Raw genomic sequence first — 21,732 nt, 5'->3', positions numbered from 1 at the left:
CTTTTTATCGAGAGCAGGTCATGAAAAGAACTTTTCAACCCAGTAATTTAAAGCGTAAGCGTTCTCACGGTTTCCGTGCTCGCATGGCCACTAAAAACGGTCGTAAAGTATTAGCGAACCGCAGAGCAAAAGGCAGAAAACGTCTCTCTGCATAAGGCTTTGCCTAGAGCATTTAGCGTTTAACACTGTAATACTCACCCATCGTGAGTCAAATTCCCAAAACATTTTCGAGGGAGTCACGTTTGTTGGCTCCCTCGCAGTTTTCGTTTGTATTTTCCAAAGCTATTCCTGCTGGTTCCCCTACAATAACTATTTTAGCGCGATTCAACGATTGCGGTAGAGCACGATTGGGTATCACCGTACCGAAGAAGAAGGTAAAGTTGGCGGTTCAACGCAACCGTATCAAACGATGCATCCGCGAAAGCTTTCGATTAAATGCGCATGCTTTCCCGAATATTGATATTATTGTCATCGCCAAGCATGGTGTTGCTGATTTAAGCAATGCAGCTTTGCATAAACAGTTATCATCACTTTGGAAAAGAATGAAACAACGATGTCAGTGAAGTTACCGACAAAGACAGCAACCACCATGAACGGCGTCCTCAGCAAGCCGTTCATTGGCGCCATCGATTTTTATCGTAGCTATATGTCGCCTTTGCTCGGACAGAACTGTCGTTTTCACCCTTCTTGCTCATGTTATGCTCGCCAAGCCTTAACTACACATGGTTTAATGCGCGGCACTATGCTTACCATGAAACGAATTGTGAAATGTCATCCTCTACATCCGGGTGGCTTCGATTATGTGCCTGAACCCAAGAACAACCATGCGGGTATTGAACATACTCAACAGCTCGCTCCTGACATAATTCAGAGCAATGAGCAGCAAAGTACATCAAAGCGGCAAACACAACAAAAATTAACATTGGATAGATGAGAGATTTATGGAATCGCAAAGAAGTATCCTGATTATTGGTTTATTGCTAGTCAGCTTTTTACTATGGATAGAATACCAAGAAGCCAACGCACCGCAGCCCGTTCAAGCGCCGGTAAGTGCAACGCAAACTTTAGATAATCAAGCGAGTCAGGGCATCCCTTCGAGTATACCTACCGCGACTTCCATCGAAACATCTTCGCCTTCTCTTGATGTACCTACTGACATTCAAGACAATCAAGTCATTGCTGCACCTGTTGCTGCCGCGCTTAACTCATCTCGGTATATAGACATCACTACCGACACGCTGCACGTCACTATTGATTTGGTAGGGGGTGATGTTGTACAAGCCGACCTGATTAAATTTCCTGTTACCTTAGGGGCAGACGATTCATATCAGCTGTTAAGCCCACAAGACGCAACTTTGTACGTCGCCCAAAGCGGGCTGGTTGGAAAAGATGGGCCTGACACCGCAGGCAGACCACAGTATATCGCAAGCGCAGAGACCTTTGCGATGGATGGACAAAATCAACTGCGAGTGCCATTAACATGGCAATCGGCGGAAGGCCTCAAAGTTACCAAAACCTTTATATTTGACAGCAACAGCCATACCGCCACCGTTGAATTTGACATCGAAAATAATACAAGCAATGCCTTGCAAATGCAGCAGTTTGCACAGCTTAAGCAAACGCTGAATGAGCAAAGCGGCGGCTCAATGTTTATGCCTACTTTCAGGGGCGCTGCTTATGGCACACAAGAAGATCAATATGAGAAACTGCCCTTTGGTGACATTGAAGATGAAGCACTAAGAATTGCCACTATTGGCGGATGGGTCGGTATGCTCGAACACTATTTTGTTTCTGCTTGGGTGCCGCCACAAGAACAAACAAATACCGTCTATTCTCGTATTCTGCAAAATACTGCGATTGTTGGTTACCTTGGTGAGACTACGTTAATCAATAGTGGCGAAACGCAAACGATAGCCTCAGAACTCTATATGGGACCAAAAGATCAAGCGACGCTTGCTCAACTTGCCAAAGGATTAGATTTAACGGTCGATTACGGCTTTTTATGGTGGTTAGCACAACCGTTATTTGACCTACTAAAACTGATTCAGTCTTTTGTAATCAATTGGGGTGTTGCCATCATCGTCATTACACTCATTGTAAAAGGGGCCATGTACTGGCTAACCAAAAAGCAATATGAATCGATGGCAAAAATGCGCAATTTAGCGCCTAAAATGCAGCAATTGAAAGACCGTTACGGTGAAGACAAGCAGAAAATGTCGCAAGCTATGATGGAAATGTATAAAAAAGAGAAGGTCAACCCTATGGGTGGTTGTTTCCCTCTTTTGCTGCAAATGCCAATTTTCCTAGCGCTATATTGGGTATTATTGGAAAGTGTTGAATTACGCCACGCACCCTTTGTTTTATGGATAAACGACTTATCAGTACCGGATCCTTTCTTTGTGCTTCCTATTCTTACTGGCGCAAGTATGTTTTTGTTGCAACGCTTACAACCTATGACTATCCAAGATCCGCTCCAGCAGAAACTGCTCCAGTATATGCCTGTGGCAATGAGTATATTCTTTTTCTTCTTCCCAGCAGGATTGGTGCTGTATTGGTTGATTTCCAATCTGGTCACGCTGGTGCAAGCGAAAATTATTTACGCATCTATGGAAAAGCGCGGAATTAAGTCTAAGTAGTCTTATTCAACGAATAGTAAAATATATGACCTACTATTGGTTTTAGGAGAACAGTATGCCTTCTTTTGATGTTGTATCTGAGTTAAATACCGTTGATATCAGCAACGCTGTTGACAACGCGAATAGAGAACTTTCGACGCGCTTTGATTTCAGAGGCGTCAATGCTTCGTTTGAGTATAAAGATGAAACAGTGGTCATGTCTGCAGAAGGTGACTTTCAGCTAAAACAAATGCAGGACATGCTCAGAAATGCCTGCTCTAAACGCAATGTAGACACGCGCGCAATGAATGTTCAAGCCATTCAACGGTCGGGCAAAACGCATAAACAAGTGATTGATTTTAAACAAGGCATCGATCAAGAACTGGGCAAACGCATGGTCAAGCTGATAAAAGAAAAAAAGCTTAAAGTGCAAACGGCAATCCAGGGCGATCAATTGCGCGTCACCGGCAAAAAACGCGATGATTTGCAAAGCGTGATGGCCATGCTGAAAGCTGAGGACTTACCTCAGCCTATTCAATTTACAAACTTCAGAGACTAACGATTGCAACACGACACGATTGTTGCTCAAGCCAGCGCAGTTGGACGAGGCGGTGTCGGCATTATACGAGTATCAGGTCCGCGCTCAAAAGACGTTGCTGCTGCGCTTTTAGGCGCATGCCCTGCCCCGCGCCAAGCAGTTTATCAAGCCTTTAAAGCGAAGGACGGTACGGTAATTGACCAAGGGATCGCGCTTTTTTTTCCTAATCCACACTCCTTTACCGGCGAAGATGTGTTGGAGCTTCAGGGTCACGGCGGGCAAGTCGTGATGCAGTTGTTACTCGAAGCATGTTTAGCCACCGGTGCAGTAAGACTCGCAAGACCAGGCGAATTCAGCGAACAAGCTTTTTTAAATAATAAAATGGATTTGACGCAAGCTGAAGCCATTGCAGATTTGATTTCCGCTTCTTCTGTGCAAGCGGCGAAAAGTGCAGTAAAAAGCCTACAGGGCGAGTTTTCAAAACAGATCCATCGCTTGGTCGATGAAGTTATTCACCTTCGCATGTATGTTGAAGCCGCGATTGACTTCCCAGAAGAAGAAATCGATTTTCTTGCCGACGGCAAAGTGCAGAGTTATTTACAAGAAATCGTTAGCCAGCTCAATAAAATAAAGCAACAAGCCAAACAAGGCTCATTACTGCGCGACGGTATGCATGTTGTGATTGTCGGCAAACCCAATGCTGGAAAATCCAGCTTGATGAATGCGCTATCGGGCAAAGACTCTGCCATCGTTACCGATATTGCTGGCACCACTCGTGACGTTTTGAAAGAACATATTCACATTGACGGGATGCCGCTGCATATAATAGATACCGCTGGCCTTCGGGAGAGTGAAGACAAAGTGGAACAAATTGGGATACAGCGCGCATGGCAAGAAATTGAACGGGCCGATCGCGTACTGTACATGATTGATGCTAGCCAGGAACAAGACCATTCTTCAAATAGTGTACACGACCTATGGCCAGAATTTTTTGATCGCTTACCGTCAGATTTAGGGCTCAGCATCATCAAAAACAAGTGTGATTTAAGCGGTGAATCACCTGGGATTAGTAAGGTAGATAATTACCCGGTGATCCATTTATCGGCGAAAAACCATCTGGGTATTGACGCACTAAAATCACACTTAAAAGACTGCATGGGATTTGAGCATGCAGGCGAGGATCAGGTAATTGCTCGTCAGCGTCATATCAACGCACTATTAGCAGCTGATGAACATATTCAACAAGGCAAAGCACAGTTAGAAGGACACATGGCAGGTGAATTACTGGCTGAAGAGCTTAGAATTGCCCAGCAATATCTAAATGAAATAACCGGAGAATTTACCTCTGACGACTTACTCGGTAAAATCTTTTCTTCTTTTTGCATCGGCAAGTAGAGCGAACAAGTCAAAATCGTCAATCAACAATAGGTAGAAACGTGCGTGACAGAGCAAATTATTAGTCAATCAACATCAGCTCTCAAGCCAAATACACAATACTTTGAGATTGTTGTGGGCTCCGTACTCGGTGCAAGCGAATACGTTGCAGATGCGGTAGAAAATAAACTCCATGAACTTGGACATGTTTGTAACGTTCATTTTCAACCGGCAATAGCAGATATCAATTTCGACAACGTCCTGCTAGTGATTACGTCCACGCATGGCGCGGGCGATTTGCCAGACAACATACAAGATTTTGAGGCGGCGCTTCACTTAAAAGATTTAAGTTCAACTCGATTTGCCGTTATTGGTTTAGGTGACAGTAGCTATGACACCTTTTGCCAAGGTGCACTCACCATGCAGGACACCATCACAAAATCAGGCGCCTCACTTTTGCTCCCGCCCATCCATATCGATGTTTTGCACCACCCGGTGCCTGAAGACGAAGCTTTGTTATATCTTAATAAGGTTCTCGCTACTTTATGAAAAAGCATTGCGGGTTTTAATATGACACCGGATGAGATAAACGCGCTATGCACAGATTTATCTAACGAAGCTCGCGTAATTTACTGTTTATATCTGCGCCCGCAGCTTAGTGTCTCAAAGACGCTTGGCAAAAACAGCGAAAACGTCACTATTAACAACAAAGAAATACTCTCACTTTTAAATAAACATCATAAAACCGTGAGTTTGGGGCGTGAGCTGTCTGCTTTTTTTAAAGAGTTACACGATGCAGGTTTGATAGAAATCACGGGAACGCACAGTTTTGAACGCTCTTTAAATAAGCACCAGGCAATACTTAAACTTGTTACCCAAAACAAGCAAGATGGCCACAAAGTCCACGATGAAGCAAGCTTGATTGAAGATGATAGCTTTCACCAAAATCATCAAAAAATGACGCTACACTGGCGTCCATCGCTAGCCTTGTTTACCTCCCTTAGCGAGTTAACTGGCCTAATTACTAAAGAATACTCAGCCGATGAACTAGGTGAATTTATTGCATACTGGTTAGGCCGGCCCGAAGTCCAATTTACCGAGTACCAATGGGCTCAGAAATTTGTGGTACATTTAAAGCGGCGCAGAATGCATCAAAGTTCAAACGCTGAGCAAAATAAGATGGGTCATCAATGGGTGGATGTGGAAGCCGGCATTGAGTTTGACGAAAACGTTAAAGCCTTGGTCGACAAATACAGTAAAAACAACCATAGCGAATAAACATGAAAACGCTTGAACAAAGACTAAACGAAATTGGCAAAGCACTAGGCAAAGATATAGACGCATTAAATGCTAATGCAGAAGAATTTGACTATCAAAAACAACGTAAACAATATGATGTGTTAGCAAACGCTGATGTTTCTCAGCTGCAGCGCCAAACCAGACAGAAACGTATCGAGACTTTACATGGGCAGTCGGAACTAAACCCTCACTGGACCTTCAATAGTCTTGTAGAAGATGCACCAGATGTATCAGAAGCCATAAGTATTGCACGCTCATTCATTGGTGCTCACCAAGATCCTAATTGGCGCAATAGCAGTGCACATATGATGCTGTTTTATGGTGATTACGGTCGCGGAAAATCTCACATCGCCGGCGCAATTGCTCACCAGCTTATTAATCAATTTGAAACCACTGTTTTATATCGGCAACTGCAAACTTTATTGGAAATGAGATTCTTTTCCTACGACTATCAAGCTGACGATAAAGCAGCGCAGCAATTTCGCGAAATAAACAAACAGCTCCACCATGTAGACTTGCTGATCTTGGATGAAGTTTGTGTGAACGAAACGGTATTGAAAAAAAGCGCGCAAAGCTGGCTTGGCAACTTGTTACGGCAACGTGCCGCCAATAATAAAAATTGTATTTTAATCAGCAATCATAACTTAGCGGAGCTTGAAAAAGCGCTTGGCCGCTACTGTTTTGAGTCAATTAAAGAATACGAAACGTATCGAGTAAGATTTCAAGGTCCTAGTCGACGAAAATCCGTTAGCAACGGACAGGCTGAAAGCTCTAATCAACAAAAAAATCAGTACCGACCTAATGAAATTTGAACAGGTATTGACTGTGGATAAATTCGGTATAAGTCTGTGATTCAACGACGAATAAGATCTGAATGAATTTTAACAAAACTCACCCTGTGGACAAAATGCGGGTTTATACCCAGATTGTAAGCAAGTTTGGGTATAGATATCCCAAGCTTTAAAATGCCATATAATATTGATTTTTATCATTATAATTGGCTTTTCCACAGATTAAGCCCTGCTTAATAGTAGTAGTAATAAACATATACTATATAGATACTTATATTAATTAAGTTCAAACAAATTTACGCATCAACCCTGCTTAAACTTTAAACATTTAAAAAATACAGATTCTCGTTTATAATTCGCGCCCCTAAAAAATGCTATGGTGTTTGAATGTTTTATCAGCAAAGCTTTGATGTCATCGTGATAGGCGGCGGTCATGCCGGGACCGAAGCTGCTCTAGCGTCTGCACGCATGGGCGCAAAGACCCTATTGCTCACTCATAGCATAGAAACCTTAGGTCAAATGTCGTGCAATCCCGCCATTGGTGGCATTGGTAAAGGTCATCTTGTAAAAGAAATAGACGCTTTGGGTGGGGCAATGGCGAAAGCCATAGATAAAGCTGGTATTCAATTTCGAACCCTCAACTCATCCAAAGGCCCCGCCGTGCGCGCTACCCGGGCTCAGGCAGACAGATCGCTTTATCGCATCGCAGTTAGGAAAATGCTTGAGTCACAGGAAAACTTAAGCTTATTTCAGCAGTCGTGTGATGATTTAATTATTGAGAATGACCGAGTATGCGGCGTTGTCACACAAATGGGACTTAAGTTTAAAGCAAAGACCGTTGTATTAACCGTAGGGACATTTTTGGGCGGGACGATTCATATAGGTCTTGAAAACTACAAAGGAGGTCGTGCCGGCGATCCTCCCTCAATCGCGCTTGCTGAGCGCTTACGTGCATTGCCTTTTAGAGTTGAACGCCTTAAAACCGGTACCCCTGCTCGTCTAGATACGCGCACTCTTGATTATTCACTGATGCAAGAACAAGCGGGTGATACACCTTTGCCAGTGTTTTCATTCATGGGGAATGTTGAAGACCATCCGCAGCAAATTCCTTGCTATATCACGCATACCAATGAAAAAACCCACGATATTATTCGTTCGGGTTTGGATCGTTCGCCCATGTATACGGGCGTCATTGAGGGTGTAGGACCTCGCTATTGCCCGTCTATTGAAGACAAAATTATGCGCTTTGCTGATAAAGATTCGCATCAAATATTTGTTGAGCCAGAAGGTTTAAACAGCGTTGAAGTGTACCCTAATGGTATTTCAACCAGCCTTCCGTTTGATATACAGATGCAGCTTGTGCAATCCATTAAAGGCTTTGAAAATGCCCATATTATTCGCCCAGGGTATGCTATTGAATATGACTTTTTTGACCCTCGCGATTTAAAGCAAACCCTAGAAACTAAATATATCGCAGGACTGTTTTTTGCTGGTCAAATCAATGGCACAACGGGTTATGAAGAAGCTGGCGCGCAAGGGCTTATTGCTGGTGCTAATGCTGCCCTGCAAGTACAAGAAAAGGACAGCTTTGAGCTTAGTCGCAACCAAGCTTATATTGGCGTACTCATTGACGACTTAGCAACAATGGGAACAAAAGAGCCTTATCGCATGTTTACCAGTCGTGCAGAGTATCGTCTACTGTTGCGCGAAGACAACGCAGATGTACGATTAACAGAACTAGGTAGAAAAATAGGCTTAGTGGATGATGCGAGATACGCCGCGTTTGAAGCAAAAATGACCTTAGTCGAACAAGAAAAGCAGCGATTAGCCAGTGCCTGGATACATCCAGCTCATGAGTCTGCTGACGCGCTTAATCAAATATTGAAAAATCCTGTTAGCAAAGAGCACTCTCTGGAAGAGCTAATCAGACGACCGGAAATGTCATATCAAAAGCTGATGCAGATACCCACTATTGGTCCTGGTTTAGCCGATGAGAAAGCAGCTGAACAAGTCGAAATACAAATTAAGTATGCTGGCTATATTTCACGTCAACTCGATGAAATAGAAAAATCGAAACGGCATGAGAATACACTGCTACCGCTAGATTTTGATTATTCTAAAATATCAGGTTTGTCCAATGAAGTGGTTGCCAAACTAAGTGATGCACGACCTGAAACCATTGGTAAGGCATCTAGAATTTCAGGTGTTACGCCAGCAGCAATATCGCTTTTGTTGGTATATCTGAAAAAGCACAGCATGCTGTATAAAAAGAGCGCTTAAGTAAACTCATGTTGGGTAAGTACAATGTGCACATGAGGAACCTGAGATACCATGGTAAACATTGATCACGTGGCGCTCAAAAGTCAGCTCAGCCGATACATTCAATCGGTCAATCTAAGCATAAGTGACGACAAAATTGATAAACTCATTGCCTTTGTATTACTGATACATAAGTGGAACAAAGCGTATAACTTAAGCGCTGTACGTGAACCTGAGCAAATGCTTGTCAAACATATTATGGACGCTTTGGTGGTCTCACCGCATGTAAAAGGACAGGAAATCACTGACGTTGGAACTGGACCTGGTCTGCCGGGTATTCCGCTAGCGATAGTATTGCCAGAAAAGTCATTTACGCTCATTGACTCATTAGGGAAGCGTATTCGCTTTATCAAACAAGTTTGTTTTGAACTAAACATTCATAACGTACAGGCTATTCACACTAGAGTAGAGAACTTAGATAAAGGCACTCTTTTTGATACTGTGCTAAGCAGGGCATTTGCTTCACTTGATGATATGCTTAACTGGTGTGCACATTTAGTGGACAATCAAGGAGAATTTCTTGCCTTAAAAGGTCAACTGCATCAAGATGAGTTGCGAAACATAAAGGGCAATTTCATTATTACTGATACCGTCGCGTTAAATGTACCAAACTTAAACGCTGAGCGTCATTTAGTGAAGATTAAAAAGCGGTAGATAAACACAGTATTTTCCAAAGTGTTATAAACAAATAGGGTTGATTTTGGCGAGAGTCATTTCCATAGCGAATCAAAAAGGTGGGGTGGGTAAAACAACGACCTCAGTGAATGTTGCCGCTTCAATGGCGGCGACAAAGCGCAAAGTATTATTGATTGACTTAGATCCACAGGGCAACGCCACTATGGGTAGCGGTGTTGATAAATACGAAGTTGAAAATACTTGCTATGAATTACTCATTGAAGAAAAGCCCGCCAAAGACGTCATCATTACCCAAACCTCTGGCAAATATCATTTGATCGCAGGAAATGCAGACATTACTGCGGCAGAAATAAAACTGATGGAAGTATTTGCGCGCGAAGTTCGACTTCGTAATGCTTTAGAATCGGTAAAGGCAGACTACGACTTTATTTTCATTGACTGCCCTCCTTCGCTGAACCAATTAACCGTTAACGCCCTCGCCGCATCAGATTCGGTGTTGGTGCCGATGCAGTGCGAATACTACGCACTTGAAGGTTTGACGGCACTGATGGACACGATTGGAAAACTTGCGTCAGTAGTCAACCCTGACTTAAAAATTGAGGGCGTGCTGAGAACGATGTATGACCCCAGAAATAGACTGGCAAACGATGTGAGTGAGCAACTAAAACGACATTTTGGTAATCAAGTCTATCGCACTGTCATTCCCCGCAATGTTAGATTAGCCGAAGCCCCGAGCTTTGGTGCACCGGCCATGTATTACGACAAGTCATCAACGGGTGCAAAAGCGTATTTAGCGCTGGCAGGGGAAATTCTTAGACGTCAAAAACAAAAGTCGCTAAATGCAAGCTAAGTGCGACGTGAACGTGATATATACGCATACAATGATAACGTGGTGAACGAATGGCAAAGAGTAAAGGCTTAGGACGCGGTTTAGACGCGCTGCTTGCAACCAGTAAAAGTTATGCAGATAAACAAAAAGGTGAAGAGCAAAGCCAAAGTAAAGACAATGGCGAAGCAAATGAGCTACAGCAATTACCGATTGAATTTCTTCAGCCCGGCAAATACCAGCCTAGAAAAGATATGGCTGATGATGCATTGGAAGAACTATCTGCTTCTATTAAAGCTCAAGGAATTATTCAACCTCTAGTTGTTCGAGAACTCGGTTCTCAATCTTACGAAATTATTGCAGGAGAGAGGCGCTGGCGAGCAGCCCAGCTTGCTCAGCTTGATACCGTACCCTGTTTAGTTAAAGATATTCCCGATGACGCTGCAGTCGCAATCGCGCTAATTGAAAACATTCAGCGTGAAGATCTTAATGCCATGGAAGAAGCACAGGCGCTAGACAGGTTAATGGTTGAATTCAATCTAACTCACCAACAAGTCGCACAAGCGGTAGGAAAATCACGTGCAAGCGTGAGTAATTTACTGCGGCTTAATGGATTAAAGGACTCAGTAAAGACCTTGTTGGAACATGGCGATATAGATATGGGTCACGCACGAGCCCTGCTAGCGCTAGACGGTCCACAGCAAGCTCAACTTGCGAAGCTTGTGGCTGAAAAAGGCTTGAGTGTTAGAGAAACTGAAACCCTTGTGAAACGCACATTAGATGCTTCGCAAAATAAAACCAATAAAAAACAAGGCCAAAATATCGATCCAGACGTACAACGCCTCGAAACTAGATTGGCTGAACAATTAGGTACGCAGGTGCAAATTGCCCACAATAAGCAAGGTAGAGGAAAAATGGTGATTAATTTCGACAACCTTGACCAGTTAGATGGCATATTGGCACACATTCATCAGCAAAATACTGATTAATGCCGGTATTCAGTTGCCTAAATGATACCGCAGGGTGTATTGCGGTCACCTTGAGCCAAAGACGAATATAAGCAAATGGTATTAAAGTGTTGGAAATACCGCCAATATAGCGTGTTTTTGGTTGAATTTTTTCGCATTCAAAGTATACTTCGAGCGCTTTTGTGGGGCGACCTTAGGTCTATATGCCTGAGCTTGCCGTAGGATGTGAAGGTAAATGAGCGCAGACTTGGCTAAACCAGGCCGAGACCTGGCAAAAAAGGTTGTGTTAGTTGAGATATTGGTATCAGTGATATTAATACTCTCGGTGAGCGTGATACAGCCAACAAGCTTGCTTGCAGTGGCTTTTGGTAGTGCCGCCTGCGCGTTTCCACACAGTATATTCGCATATTGGATGTTCCGATATGCGGGTGCAAGCAAGAACAATTTGGTTGCACAGAGTTTGAGCCAAGGTATGAAAATTAAGCTGGCTCTTACCACGATAATATTTGTTATTGCGTTTTCCCAATTCGACGTGCACCCGCTCCCCCTATTAGGTGCATACGCAATAGTTCAAGTAAGCCAGTGGCTTGCTATGTTTTGTTTGCGTAATTAGGCCAAAAGGCAGAGAACAAAACACTTTACATGATTTTTAAATTTTACAACTTGGGGTAGACGATGGCGTACGATAGTACCGAAGAATATATCAAACACCATTTAACCAATGCACAAATGTGTTCCACCGATGAAGGCCTCGCCTTCAATTACGCCTGTAGTGATGCTGGCTTCTGGGTATGGCACATTGATACCTTGTCAGTATCCATCGTGCTTGGTTTGATTTTCTTGTTCATTTTTAGGCGAGTCGCGAAAAATGCGACAACTGGCGTGCCGGGTAAAATGCAGGCCTTTGTTGAGTTAGTGTATGACTTTGTTGATGACAACGTGAAAAGCACTTTCCATGGCAAAAGCGCGCTTATTGCGCCACTGGCACTTACTATTTTCGTATGGGTGTTGCTGATGAACTTAATGGATTTGGTGCCAGTTGATTTGCTGCCCACTATTGCCGGTAAGATAGGCCAATATGGCTTTGGCATGGACCCAGCAGAAGTGTACTTCAAGTTCGTTCCAACCACAGATATAAACCTTACCTTTGCCCTTGCACTCGGTGTGTTTGTACTGATCCTTTTCTATTCTCTAAAAATGAAGGGTATTGGGGGCTTTACCAAAGAGCTTACCATGCAGCCCTTTGGTCACTGGGCTTTCATCCCTGTTAATTTCATTCTAGAGAGCGTTACCCTGCTTGCTCGTCCGCTATCGCTGGCACTTCGTTTGTTCGGTAACTTATATGCGTCAGAGTTGATATTTATTTTGATTGCGACCATTGGCTATTTCCAATTGCCGCTTCACTTTACATGGGCTGTTTTCCATATTTTGGTACTACCACTGCAAGCATTTATATTCATGATGTTGACCATAGTGTATTTAAGCTTGGCGTGTGAAGACCATTAAAACTTGTCACAACTTTATTATTTTAACTAACTACTAAACTTAACTAAAATCGGAGATTACACATGATTGCAATCGCAGTTGCTCTACTAATCGGATTGGGTGCATTAGGTACCGCTATTGGCTTCGGTCTTCTAGGTGGTAAATTCCTAGAGTCTGCCGCTCGCCAACCAGAGCTTGCCCCTACTCTTCAAGTAAAAATGTTCATCGTTGCAGGTCTTATCGATGCGATCGCAATGATCGGTGTAGGTATTGCACTATATCTATTGTTCGCAGTTGGTTTGGGTTAATTTAATTAACAATTTCTTAGCGAACTTTTAGAGGAGGAGCGGACGTGAATTTTAACGCCACTCTTATCGGTCAATTAATTGCCTTTGTCGTGTTTGTCGGCTTCTGTATGAAGTATGTATGGCCACCACTGATGAAAGCGATTGAAGATCGTCAAAAGACAATTGCAGATGGTTTAGCGGCTTCAGAACGTGCAGAAAAAGATCTTGAACTTGCTCAAGCGAAAGCAACTGATCAACTTAAAGATGCCAAAGCACAAGCTGCTGAGATTATCGACCAAGCTAAAAAACGAGCTAACCAGCTTGTTGACGAAGAAACACAGCGTGGCCATGCTGAGCGCGAAAAAATTATCGCGCAAGGTTATGCCGAAATCGAAGCAGAACGAAATCGTGTGAAAGAGGATTTGCGCAAGCAAGTAGCGGCGCTTGCCATTAGTGGTGCGGAGCGTATCCTAGCGCGCGAAATTGATGCAAACGCACAAAACGACATTGTTGAAAAACTTGTCGAAGAGCTGTAGGAGAGCTGAGCTATGTCTGAATTGACAACTATCGCTCGCCCTTACGCCAAAGCTGCTTTTGATTTTGCAGTTGAGCAAGCTGATATCGAAAACTGGCAGTCTATGTTGGTATTTTCGGCAGCAGTGACCGAAAACGAAGACATGCAGTCTTTTTTATCAGGTTCGGTTGCTGCCGACAAAGTGAGTGAAATATTCACTGGCATATGCGGCGACCAGCTCAACACACATGGTCAAAACTTTATTAAAGTGCTGGCAGAGAACAATCGTTTAACTGTACTGCCTGACATTTCTCGAGTGTTTAACGAACTTAAAGTTGAACATGAAAAGCGCGTTGATGTTGATGTGACTTCTGCGTCTGAGTTATCAGATGCTCAAATCGAGAAATTGAGTGCGGCATTAGAGAAACGCTTTGATCGTAAAGTACAGCTAAATTGTAACGTGGATCCGGCACTTGTCGCAGGTTTGCTTATTAAAGCAGGCGACACAGTGATAGATGGCTCCGTAAATTCAAAATTGAACCGTCTAAAAGACGCGTTGCAAGCATAACGGGGATATGAGTATGCAACTTAATTCCACTGAGATTGCAGAACTGATCAAAAAACGTATTGAGCAGTTCGAAGTCGCAAGTGAAGCTCGAAACGAAGGTACGATTGTTGGTGTAACCGATGGTATTATTCGTATACACGGCCTAGCAGATGTCATGCAAGGTGAAATGATTGAGCTTCCTGGAAATCGCTACGCAATTGCACTTAACCTTGAACGAGATTCAGTAGGTGCTGTTGTGATGGGTCCTTACGCCGACCTTCAAGAGGGTGTAAAAGTTAATTCTACCGGCCGTATTTTGGAAGTGCCCGTAGGTCCACAGCTACTCGGTCGTGTTGTAAATACGCTGGGTGAAGCCATTGATGGTAAAGGCGCGATTGAAGCAGAAGGCTTTGAGCCAGTTGAAAAAATCGCACCAGGCGTTATCGAACGTCAGTCAGTTGACCAGCCAGTACAGACCGGCTATAAGTCAGTTGACTCGATGATTCCAATTGGCCGTGGTCAGCGTGAATTGGTAATCGGCGACCGTCAAACAGGTAAGACGGCTTTAGCTATTGATGCCATCATTAACCAAAAAGGCACCGGCGTTAAATGCGTCTACGTGGCTATTGGTCAAAAAGCATCAACGATTGCAAACGTGGTACGCAAGCTTGAAGAACACGGCGCAATGGCTCATACCATTATTGTTGCGGCTTCAGCGTCTGAATCGGCAGCACTTCAATATTTAGCGCCTTATTCTGGTTGCACCATGGGCGAATACTTCCGTGACCGTGGTGAAGATGCCTTAATCGTATATGATGATTTGTCTAAACAAGCCGTTGCCTATCGTCAAGTATCCTTGCTACTTCGTCGTCCTCCGGGTCGTGAAGCCTATCCTGGTGATGTTTTCTATCTCCACTCGCGTTTGCTAGAGCGTGCTGCTCGTGTAAACGATCAATATGTTGAGAAGTACACCAAAGGTGAGGTTAAGGGCAAGACAGGTTCATTAACGGCTCTGCCTATCATTGAGACACAAGCGGGCGATGTATCAGCATTCGTACCTACTAACGTCATTTCAATTACCGACGGTCAGATATTCCTAGAAACTGATTTGTTTAACGCAGGTATTCGCCCTGCTGTGAACGCCGGTATATCGGTATCGCGTGTTGGTGGTGCTGCACAGACCAAAATCATTAAAAAGTTAGGTGGTGGTATTCGTTTAGCCCTCGCACAATATCGTGAGCTCGCTGCGTTCTCTCAGTTTGCATCGGACCTTGATGATGCAACACGTGAACAGCTAGAGCACGGTGAGCGTGTTACCGAACTAATGAAACAAAACCAGTATGCACCGCTTTCGGTTGCAGAAACTGCCGTATCTTTGTTTGCAGCTGAAAAAGGCTACTTGAAAGATCTTGAGTTGAATAAAGTACTGGATTTTGAAGCGGCCCTTCATTCTTACATGAACGCTGAAAAGAGTGATTTGATGAGCACCATCAATGACACGGGTAACTACAACGATGATATTGAAAGCCAGCTGACTGAAGCCTTTGATCATTTCAAAGCAACTCAGACGTGGTAATCAATTTGCCCTGCTTTTGTATCGCAAGTAAGGCAGGGCGCGTTGTAATGAATCGGAGAAAGTGTCATGGCTAGCGGAAAAGAGATAAAAGGTAAAATCGGCAGTATTAAAAATACTCAAAAAATTACCTCTGCGATGGAAATGGTGGCCGCGTCTAAAATGAAAAAGGCGCAAGACCGCATGGCCTCTGGTCGTCCATACGCACAAAGCATGCTAAACGTGATTGGCCATATTGCCAACGGTAGCCTCGAATATCGCCATCCTTATTTGGAAGAGCGAGAGGTCAAAAATGTAGGGTTTATTGTTGTTTCTACAGATCGTGGATTGTGTGGTGGTTTAAATACTAACGAGTTTAAGGCTGTCTCAGAGCAAATTAGAAGCTATAGAGAACAAGAAGTTGGCGTGCATTTCGCCGCGCTTGGTTCAAAAGCAGTTGGCTTTTTTGGTCGCTTTGGCGGAAACGTGATGGCGGCCGAATCTGGTCTTGGTGATAAGCCAAGCGTCAGTCAAGTTGTCGGTGTAGTGAGAGTGATGCTAGATGCATACGACAAGGGTGAAATCGATAAAATTCACCTTGTATACAACAACTTTGTAAACACGATGACGCAAGAACCCGTGGTCAATCAACTATTACCTTTGCCTAAATCAGATGATGATGCATTGAAGCATAAGTGGGATTACATATACGAACCGGATCCAAAAGAGATATTGGAGCAATTAATGGTGCGTTATATCGAATCTCAGGTGTATCAGGGCGTTGTTGAAAACGCAGCTTCAGAGCAGGCTGCAAGAATGGTCGCAATGAAAGCGGCTACAGACAATGCTGGCAATCTCATCGACGACTTGCAACTGGTATATAACAAGGCGCGTCAGGCGGCAATCACACAAGAAATCAGTGAGATTGTGAGCGGCGCAGCGGCAGTTTAGGCAAAGAATACTTTAAAGTTTAAGAGGACAAATTATGAGTCAAGGTAAGGTCGTCCAAATCATTGGCGCGGTGGTGGATATTGAATATCCACAAACACATGTGCCACGAGTGTATGACGCACTAAGAGTGACCGAAGGTGACTTAGCGGGCTTAACATTGGAAGTACAACAGCAGCTTGGCGGCGGTGTTGTGCGTACCATTGCATTAGGTACCACTGACGGACTAAAGCGTAACTTAGCGGTTGAGAACACAGGCGCACCTATTCAAGTGCCTGTAGGAACAGCCACGCTTGGTCGCATCATGGATGTATTAGGTAACCCCATTGATGAAGCGGGCCCCATCGGCGAAGAAGAAAGAATGTCAATTCACCGTGAAGCGCCAAGTTACGAAGAACAATCAAGCTCAGTTGAACTACTTGAAACCGGCATTAAAGTAATCGATTTGGTTTGCCCCTTTGCGAAAGGCGGTAAAGTCGGATTGTTTGGTGGTGCAGGTGTTGGTAAAACCGTAAACATGATGGAATTAATTCGTAACATCGCCATCGAGCACAGCGGATACTCAGTATTTGCAGGTGTGGGTGAGCGTACTCGTGAAGGTAATGACTTCTATCACGAAATGAACGAATCTAACGTACTTGATAAAGTATCACTTGTTTATGGTCAGATGAATGAGCCTCCAGGTAACCGTTTACGCGTTGCATTGACAGGTTTGACCATGGCGGAGAAATTCCGTGATGAAGGTCGTGACGTATTATTCTTTGTTGACAATATCTATCGTTACACCCTAGCGGGAACCGAAGTATCAGCGCTTTTAGGTCGTATGCCATCAGCGGTAGGTTATCAGCCTACACTGGCTGAAGAGATGGGTGTACTGCAAGAGCGTATTACTTCAACTAAAACAGGCTCGATTACGTCAATACAAGCGGTATATGTACCAGCGGATGACTTGACTGACCCCTCACCCGCGACTACTTTCGCTCACTTAGACGCGACAGTTGTACTATCTCGTGATATTGCATCACTGGGTATTTATCCTGCGGTTGACCCGCTAGATTCAACCTCTCGTCAGCTTGACCCACTAGTGGTTGGGCAAGAGCATTATGATACTGCACAAGGAGTGCAAACAACCTTGCAGCGTTATAAAGAGCTAAAAGACATTATCGCAATATTAGGTATGGATGAGCTTTCAGAAGAAGATAAACTGACAGTATCACGTGCTCGTAAAATTCAGCGCTTCTTGTCGCAGCCTTTCTTTGTAGCAGAAGTATTTACCGGGTCACCGGGCAAATACGTATCGCTTAAAGATACTATTTCTGGCTTCAAAGGCATTCTAGAAGGTGAGTATGACCACTTACCAGAGCAGGAATTTTATATGGTTGGCTCAATCGAAGAAGCGGCTGAAAAAGCGAAGTAACACGCGCCTTTCCTTAAGTTAAAGAGGTTAAAGGTAGATAGCAGCCGGTGATGCACCGGCTCAATCGAGGAGACTTAACATGGCAATGACCGTCCACTTGGATGTAGTGAGTGCTGAAACAGAGATATTTTCTGGTTTGGTAGAGCGCATTCAGGTCACTGGTAGTGAAGGTGAACTGGGTATTTACCCGGGGCATGCTCCGCTTATCACGGGTATTCAGCCGGGTATGGTGCGCGTGGTAAAACAGCACGGCGACGAAGAATATATCTACGTTGCAGGTGGCGTTCTGGAGATTCAGCCTGGCACTATCACCGTGCTTGCTGACACTGCAGTGCGTGCAGAAGACCTAGACGAGGCAGCCGCCGCGGAAGCGAAGAAACACGCTGAAGAGAAAATGGCGAATGCCGGTGCTGATTTTGATTACGCAGAAGCAGCCATTGAATTAGCTGAAGCAATAGCACAATTGCGATTAATTAAAAAGATGCGCAAGTAGTCTATTATTCATTCCTAAGTGCATTAATTCTAAAAAAGCCTAGCCTTAAGCTGGGTTTTTTTATTTCTATGCCATTCAAAGTTCAATTGAGATAAATCCTCCTTTATTGAGCGACTTAATGCATTTATGGCTTCGTCCACATGACAGAGCGTACAAGCGTGTAAAAAGTCGTTTACCTTATGAAAGACATAAAAATTGATGCTTTTAGCCCAAATCGATAGATAAAAGTGAGCAAGATATTCTTCCTTTCCTATACTTATGCCCTAAGCAGAAATAATTCGCCCTTTATGTGGGTGTCATCGCTTTTTCTCTAAAACTTAGGAGACGACATGAGTAACGACAGTTTTCACACCTTTACACACTTGCCTATTGGTGAAAAAAAGTACGGTTTTTTCGACATCACGCGCCTACCTGAACAAGACAAAATTAAGAAGCTTCCTTTCTCTTTAAAGATTCTCCTCGAAAACTTGTTGCGCAACGAAGACAGTCATCACGTGAGTGCGCAGGACATCGAAACACTTTGTCAATGGGACGCAAAAGCCAAACCAATGGAGCAAATCGCCTTTACGCCGGCCAGAGTTGTTCTGCAAGATTTTACGGGTGTCCCTGCAATCGTAGACCTTGCGGCTATGCGTGATGCTGTCACGAAGCTTGGTGGAAAAGCGTCTGACATCAATCCTCAAGTCCCGGTCGATCTGGTAATCGATCATTCAGTCATGGTCGACCATTTTGGAGATGATACAGCGCTTGAAAAAAACACAAAAATTGAATTTGAACGCAATGCCGAGCGTTATCAGTTTTTGCGTTGGGGCCAAAAAGCCTTCTCGAATTTTCGCGTTGTGCCGCCCGGTACAGGCATTGTTCATCAAGTCAATTTAGAATACTTAGCGCACGTTGTGATGGAAAACGACGCGGGAGACGACACGCATTTGTATCCCGACACCTTAGTGGGCACAGATTCGCACACCACAATGATCAATGGACTAGGTGTACTAGGTTGGGGTGTCGGCGGCATTGAGGCGGAAGCGGCAATGTTGGGGCAACCCATCAGCATGCTGATTCCTCAGGTAGTCGGGTTTGAACTAAGTGGCGAATTAACAGAGGGCGTAACGGCAACAGATCTTGTGTTAACGGTTGTTCAAATGCTTAGAGAAAAGGGTGTAGTGGGTAAGTTTGTGGAGTTTTATGGCGATGGCTTAAGTAATTTGCCATTGGCCGACAGGGCAACAATTGCCAACATGGCGCCTGAATATGGTGCTACTTGCGGCATCTTCCCAATTGATAATGAAACCCTAAATTATATGCAGCTCAGCGGTCGTGAGCAGTCGCAAATCGATAAGGTTGAGGCTTATGCGAAAGCCCAAAACATGTTTAGAGAAGACGGCCAAGTAAGCGCTACATACAGCGACACCATCGCTTTAGATATGGGAAGTGTTGTAGCCTCTATTGCTGGCCCAAAACGTCCGCAGGATCGCATATCATTACCAGATGCAAAATCAGCATTTGTCAAACACATGCAGATATTGGGCGTTGAATTAGAGGACGAAACAGTCTCTCGCTTTGCCGATGAAGGAGGCTCGCAAGGCACCGGTGCTCAAAGTAGACCCGATTCAGTTGACGTATCAATAGATGGTGAGCACTTTCAGCTAAAACACGGCGATATTGTTATTGCAGCAATTACTTCGTGTACCAATACGTCGAATCCAGCAGTAATGATAGCCGCTGGCCTGGTTGCGCAAAAGGCATTAGAAAAAGGTCTAAAGCCAAAGCCGTGGGTAAAGACTTCTCTGGCGCCTGGCTCGCAAGTGGTTCCCGCTTACTTAAAGCAAGCTGGCGTGATGGAAGCGCTAAACACACTGGGTTTTGATGTAGTAGGTTTTGGTTGTACCACTTGCATAGGAAATTCGGGCCCCTTACCGGAACACATCAGTGAAGCAGTATCAAAGGCCAAATTGACGGTGTGTTCAGTACTTTCTGGCAATCGAAATTTTGAAGGACGCATCCACCAGGATGTAAGAGCGAACTACCTAGCTTCGCCTCCACTGGTAGTCGCATATGCCCTTGCTGGCTCCATGACCATTGATTTGGAAAACGAAGCACTTGGCGTAGGCAACGACGATAAGCCGGTTTATTTGAAAAATGTCTGGCCTTCGCAATCAGAGATAAACGAGCTAGTGGCATCCTCGCTATCTGCAAAGATGTTTCAAAGTCAATATGAAGATGTGTTTGAAGGAACACAGCAGTGGAAGTCTTTACCCTCACCAAGCGGTCAAACCTACAGCTGGCCCGAATCAAGCTATGTAAAAAATCCGCCGTTTTTCGACAAAATGGCAAGCGAGGAAGAACCTCTGCCTCACATTCAAGAGGCTCGCTGTTTGGTTAAAGTAGGAGATTCAATTACTACTGACCATATATCGCCAGCAGGGGCTATTCAGTCAAACAGCGTAGTGGGTATGTATTTGCAAGAGCAAGGCGTGAAGCCAACTGACTTTAATAGCTTAGGCTCACGCAGAGGAAACCATGAAGTGATGATGCGCGGTACTTTTGGCAATACTCGATTGCGCAATCAACTTGCACCTGAGACTGAGGGTGGGTTCACCACCTACTTCCCCGAAAACACAGTAGAAAGTATCTACGATGCCGCCATGAAGTATCAGCAATCCAGTATACCGTTAATTGTCATTGCGGGTAAAGAATACGGCACAGGATCTTCCCGAGACTGGGCGGCAAAAGGCACCAAATTGTTGGGTGTAGAAGCGGTAATTGCCACGAGTTTCGAGCGCATTCATCGCTCAAACTTGGTAGGTTTTGGTGTGTTACCGCTTGAGTTCATGCTTCAAAAAGATGCCGAGACTTATGGCCTGACTGGTACCGAAACCTTCAGTATTTCGAGCTTAGCTGAGCGGCCAAGACAAATTAAAGTGACGGCCACGAGAGAAGATGGAGAGCAAATTGAATTTGATGCAAAGGTGCGTATTGATACGCAAAGTGAGTGGGAATACTATCAACACGGAGGCATTTTGCATTATGTTTTAAGGAATATCGCCTCCAACTAGTTATACAACAGGGCTAAAGTATACCCTATATTAATTGGCACCTTTGAAGCTAATACTTCTTTAGAGA

General features: G+C 44.2%; 23 protein-coding genes. All 23 read left to right on the top strand.

What is annotated here, in order from left to right:
• The first annotated feature begins 20 nt into the window (after positions 1-20).
• The 23 genes from rpmH to acnA all read left to right on the top strand — a co-directional run bounded on the left by rpmH (position 21) and on the right by acnA (position 21,665).
• A complete protein-coding gene (gene rpmH / locus PN836_RS13150; protein ID WP_084407325.1) occupies positions 21-155 on the top strand; it encodes a 50S ribosomal protein L34 in 135 nt (44 codons plus the stop codon).
• An 87-nt stretch (positions 156-242) separates the two neighbouring features.
• Positions 243-563, top strand: coding sequence for a ribonuclease P protein component (gene rnpA / locus PN836_RS13145; protein ID WP_415926374.1), 321 nt, complete (start codon positions 243-245; stop codon positions 561-563).
• Entirely contained in the window at positions 554-934 is a 381-nt protein-coding gene (gene yidD, locus PN836_RS13140) for a membrane protein insertion efficiency factor YidD (RefSeq protein ID WP_395338990.1), read from the top strand. Before rnpA ends, yidD begins: the two co-directional genes overlap by 10 nt.
• A gap of 7 nt (positions 935-941) precedes the next feature.
• The gene (gene yidC / locus PN836_RS13135) at positions 942-2,636 is read left to right on the top strand and encodes a membrane protein insertase YidC (RefSeq protein ID WP_395338988.1); all 1,695 of its coding nucleotides are present in this window, start codon (positions 942-944) and stop codon (positions 2,634-2,636) included.
• Positions 2,637-2,691: 55 nt separating this feature from the next.
• Positions 2,692-3,174: a YajQ family cyclic di-GMP-binding protein gene (locus PN836_RS13130; RefSeq protein WP_395338986.1), complete on the top strand. Its 483-nt coding sequence runs from the start codon at positions 2,692-2,694 to the stop codon at positions 3,172-3,174.
• A gap of 3 nt (positions 3,175-3,177) precedes the next feature.
• On the top strand, positions 3,178-4,548 hold the full coding sequence (gene mnmE, locus PN836_RS13125) for a tRNA uridine-5-carboxymethylaminomethyl(34) synthesis GTPase MnmE (protein WP_395338984.1): 1,371 nt from the start codon (positions 3,178-3,180) through the stop codon (positions 4,546-4,548).
• Positions 4,549-4,593: 45 nt separating this feature from the next.
• On the top strand, positions 4,594-5,076 hold the full coding sequence (locus PN836_RS13120) for a flavodoxin domain-containing protein (protein WP_395338982.1): 483 nt from the start codon (positions 4,594-4,596) through the stop codon (positions 5,074-5,076).
• Positions 5,077-5,097: 21 nt separating this feature from the next.
• Positions 5,098-5,805 carry a DnaT-like ssDNA-binding domain-containing protein gene (locus tag PN836_RS13115; protein ID WP_395338980.1) on the top strand — a complete coding sequence of 236 codons (708 nt, stop codon included), beginning with the start codon at positions 5,098-5,100 and terminating at the stop codon, positions 5,803-5,805.
• A gap of 2 nt (positions 5,806-5,807) precedes the next feature.
• A complete protein-coding gene (locus tag PN836_RS13110) occupies positions 5,808-6,638 on the top strand; it encodes a DnaA ATPase domain-containing protein (RefSeq protein ID WP_395338978.1) in 831 nt (276 codons plus the stop codon).
• A 366-nt stretch (positions 6,639-7,004) separates the two neighbouring features.
• Positions 7,005-8,897 (top strand): tRNA uridine-5-carboxymethylaminomethyl(34) synthesis enzyme MnmG, encoded by a 1,893-nt coding sequence (gene mnmG / locus PN836_RS13105; RefSeq protein WP_395338977.1) that lies wholly within the window; start codon positions 7,005-7,007, stop codon positions 8,895-8,897.
• A gap of 51 nt (positions 8,898-8,948) precedes the next feature.
• Positions 8,949-9,590, top strand: coding sequence for a 16S rRNA (guanine(527)-N(7))-methyltransferase RsmG (gene rsmG / locus PN836_RS13100; RefSeq protein WP_395338975.1), 642 nt, complete (start codon positions 8,949-8,951; stop codon positions 9,588-9,590).
• Between the two features lie 46 nt (positions 9,591-9,636).
• On the top strand, positions 9,637-10,422 hold the full coding sequence (locus tag PN836_RS13095; protein ID WP_395338973.1) for a ParA family protein: 786 nt from the start codon (positions 9,637-9,639) through the stop codon (positions 10,420-10,422).
• 50 nt (positions 10,423-10,472) lie between these two features.
• Positions 10,473-11,387 (top strand): ParB/RepB/Spo0J family partition protein, encoded by a 915-nt coding sequence (locus tag PN836_RS13090; RefSeq protein ID WP_395338971.1) that lies wholly within the window; start codon positions 10,473-10,475, stop codon positions 11,385-11,387.
• A gap of 214 nt (positions 11,388-11,601) precedes the next feature.
• Complete coding sequence (locus PN836_RS13085; RefSeq protein ID WP_395338969.1) at positions 11,602-11,979, top strand: ATP synthase subunit I; 378 nt, start codon at positions 11,602-11,604, stop codon at positions 11,977-11,979.
• Between the two features lie 62 nt (positions 11,980-12,041).
• Positions 12,042-12,872, top strand: coding sequence for a F0F1 ATP synthase subunit A (gene atpB / locus PN836_RS13080; RefSeq protein WP_395338967.1), 831 nt, complete (start codon positions 12,042-12,044; stop codon positions 12,870-12,872).
• A 62-nt stretch (positions 12,873-12,934) separates the two neighbouring features.
• Positions 12,935-13,159 (top strand): F0F1 ATP synthase subunit C, encoded by a 225-nt coding sequence (gene atpE, locus PN836_RS13075; protein WP_395338966.1) that lies wholly within the window; start codon positions 12,935-12,937, stop codon positions 13,157-13,159.
• Between the two features lie 44 nt (positions 13,160-13,203).
• The gene (gene atpF, locus PN836_RS13070) at positions 13,204-13,674 is read left to right on the top strand and encodes a F0F1 ATP synthase subunit B (RefSeq protein ID WP_395338964.1); all 471 of its coding nucleotides are present in this window, start codon (positions 13,204-13,206) and stop codon (positions 13,672-13,674) included.
• A 12-nt stretch (positions 13,675-13,686) separates the two neighbouring features.
• On the top strand, positions 13,687-14,220 hold the full coding sequence (atpH, locus tag PN836_RS13065; protein ID WP_395338962.1) for a F0F1 ATP synthase subunit delta: 534 nt from the start codon (positions 13,687-13,689) through the stop codon (positions 14,218-14,220).
• Between the two features lie 13 nt (positions 14,221-14,233).
• The gene (gene atpA, locus PN836_RS13060) at positions 14,234-15,775 is read left to right on the top strand and encodes a F0F1 ATP synthase subunit alpha (RefSeq protein ID WP_395338960.1); all 1,542 of its coding nucleotides are present in this window, start codon (positions 14,234-14,236) and stop codon (positions 15,773-15,775) included.
• A gap of 66 nt (positions 15,776-15,841) precedes the next feature.
• Complete coding sequence (atpG, locus tag PN836_RS13055; RefSeq protein ID WP_395338958.1) at positions 15,842-16,702, top strand: F0F1 ATP synthase subunit gamma; 861 nt, start codon at positions 15,842-15,844, stop codon at positions 16,700-16,702.
• 34 nt (positions 16,703-16,736) lie between these two features.
• Complete coding sequence (gene atpD, locus PN836_RS13050; RefSeq protein WP_395338956.1) at positions 16,737-18,116, top strand: F0F1 ATP synthase subunit beta; 1,380 nt, start codon at positions 16,737-16,739, stop codon at positions 18,114-18,116.
• 79 nt (positions 18,117-18,195) lie between these two features.
• Complete coding sequence (locus tag PN836_RS13045; protein WP_395338954.1) at positions 18,196-18,609, top strand: F0F1 ATP synthase subunit epsilon; 414 nt, start codon at positions 18,196-18,198, stop codon at positions 18,607-18,609.
• 329 nt (positions 18,610-18,938) lie between these two features.
• Positions 18,939-21,665, top strand: coding sequence for an aconitate hydratase AcnA (gene acnA, locus PN836_RS13040; RefSeq protein ID WP_395338952.1), 2,727 nt, complete (start codon positions 18,939-18,941; stop codon positions 21,663-21,665).
• Positions 21,666-21,732 lie beyond the last annotated feature (67 nt).

It is taken from the genome of Ningiella algicola, assembly GCF_028401415.2.
Classification (GTDB): Bacteria; Pseudomonadota; Gammaproteobacteria; order Enterobacterales; family Alteromonadaceae; genus Glaciecola.
This window is presented reverse-complemented; position numbering and strand designations above follow the sequence as displayed.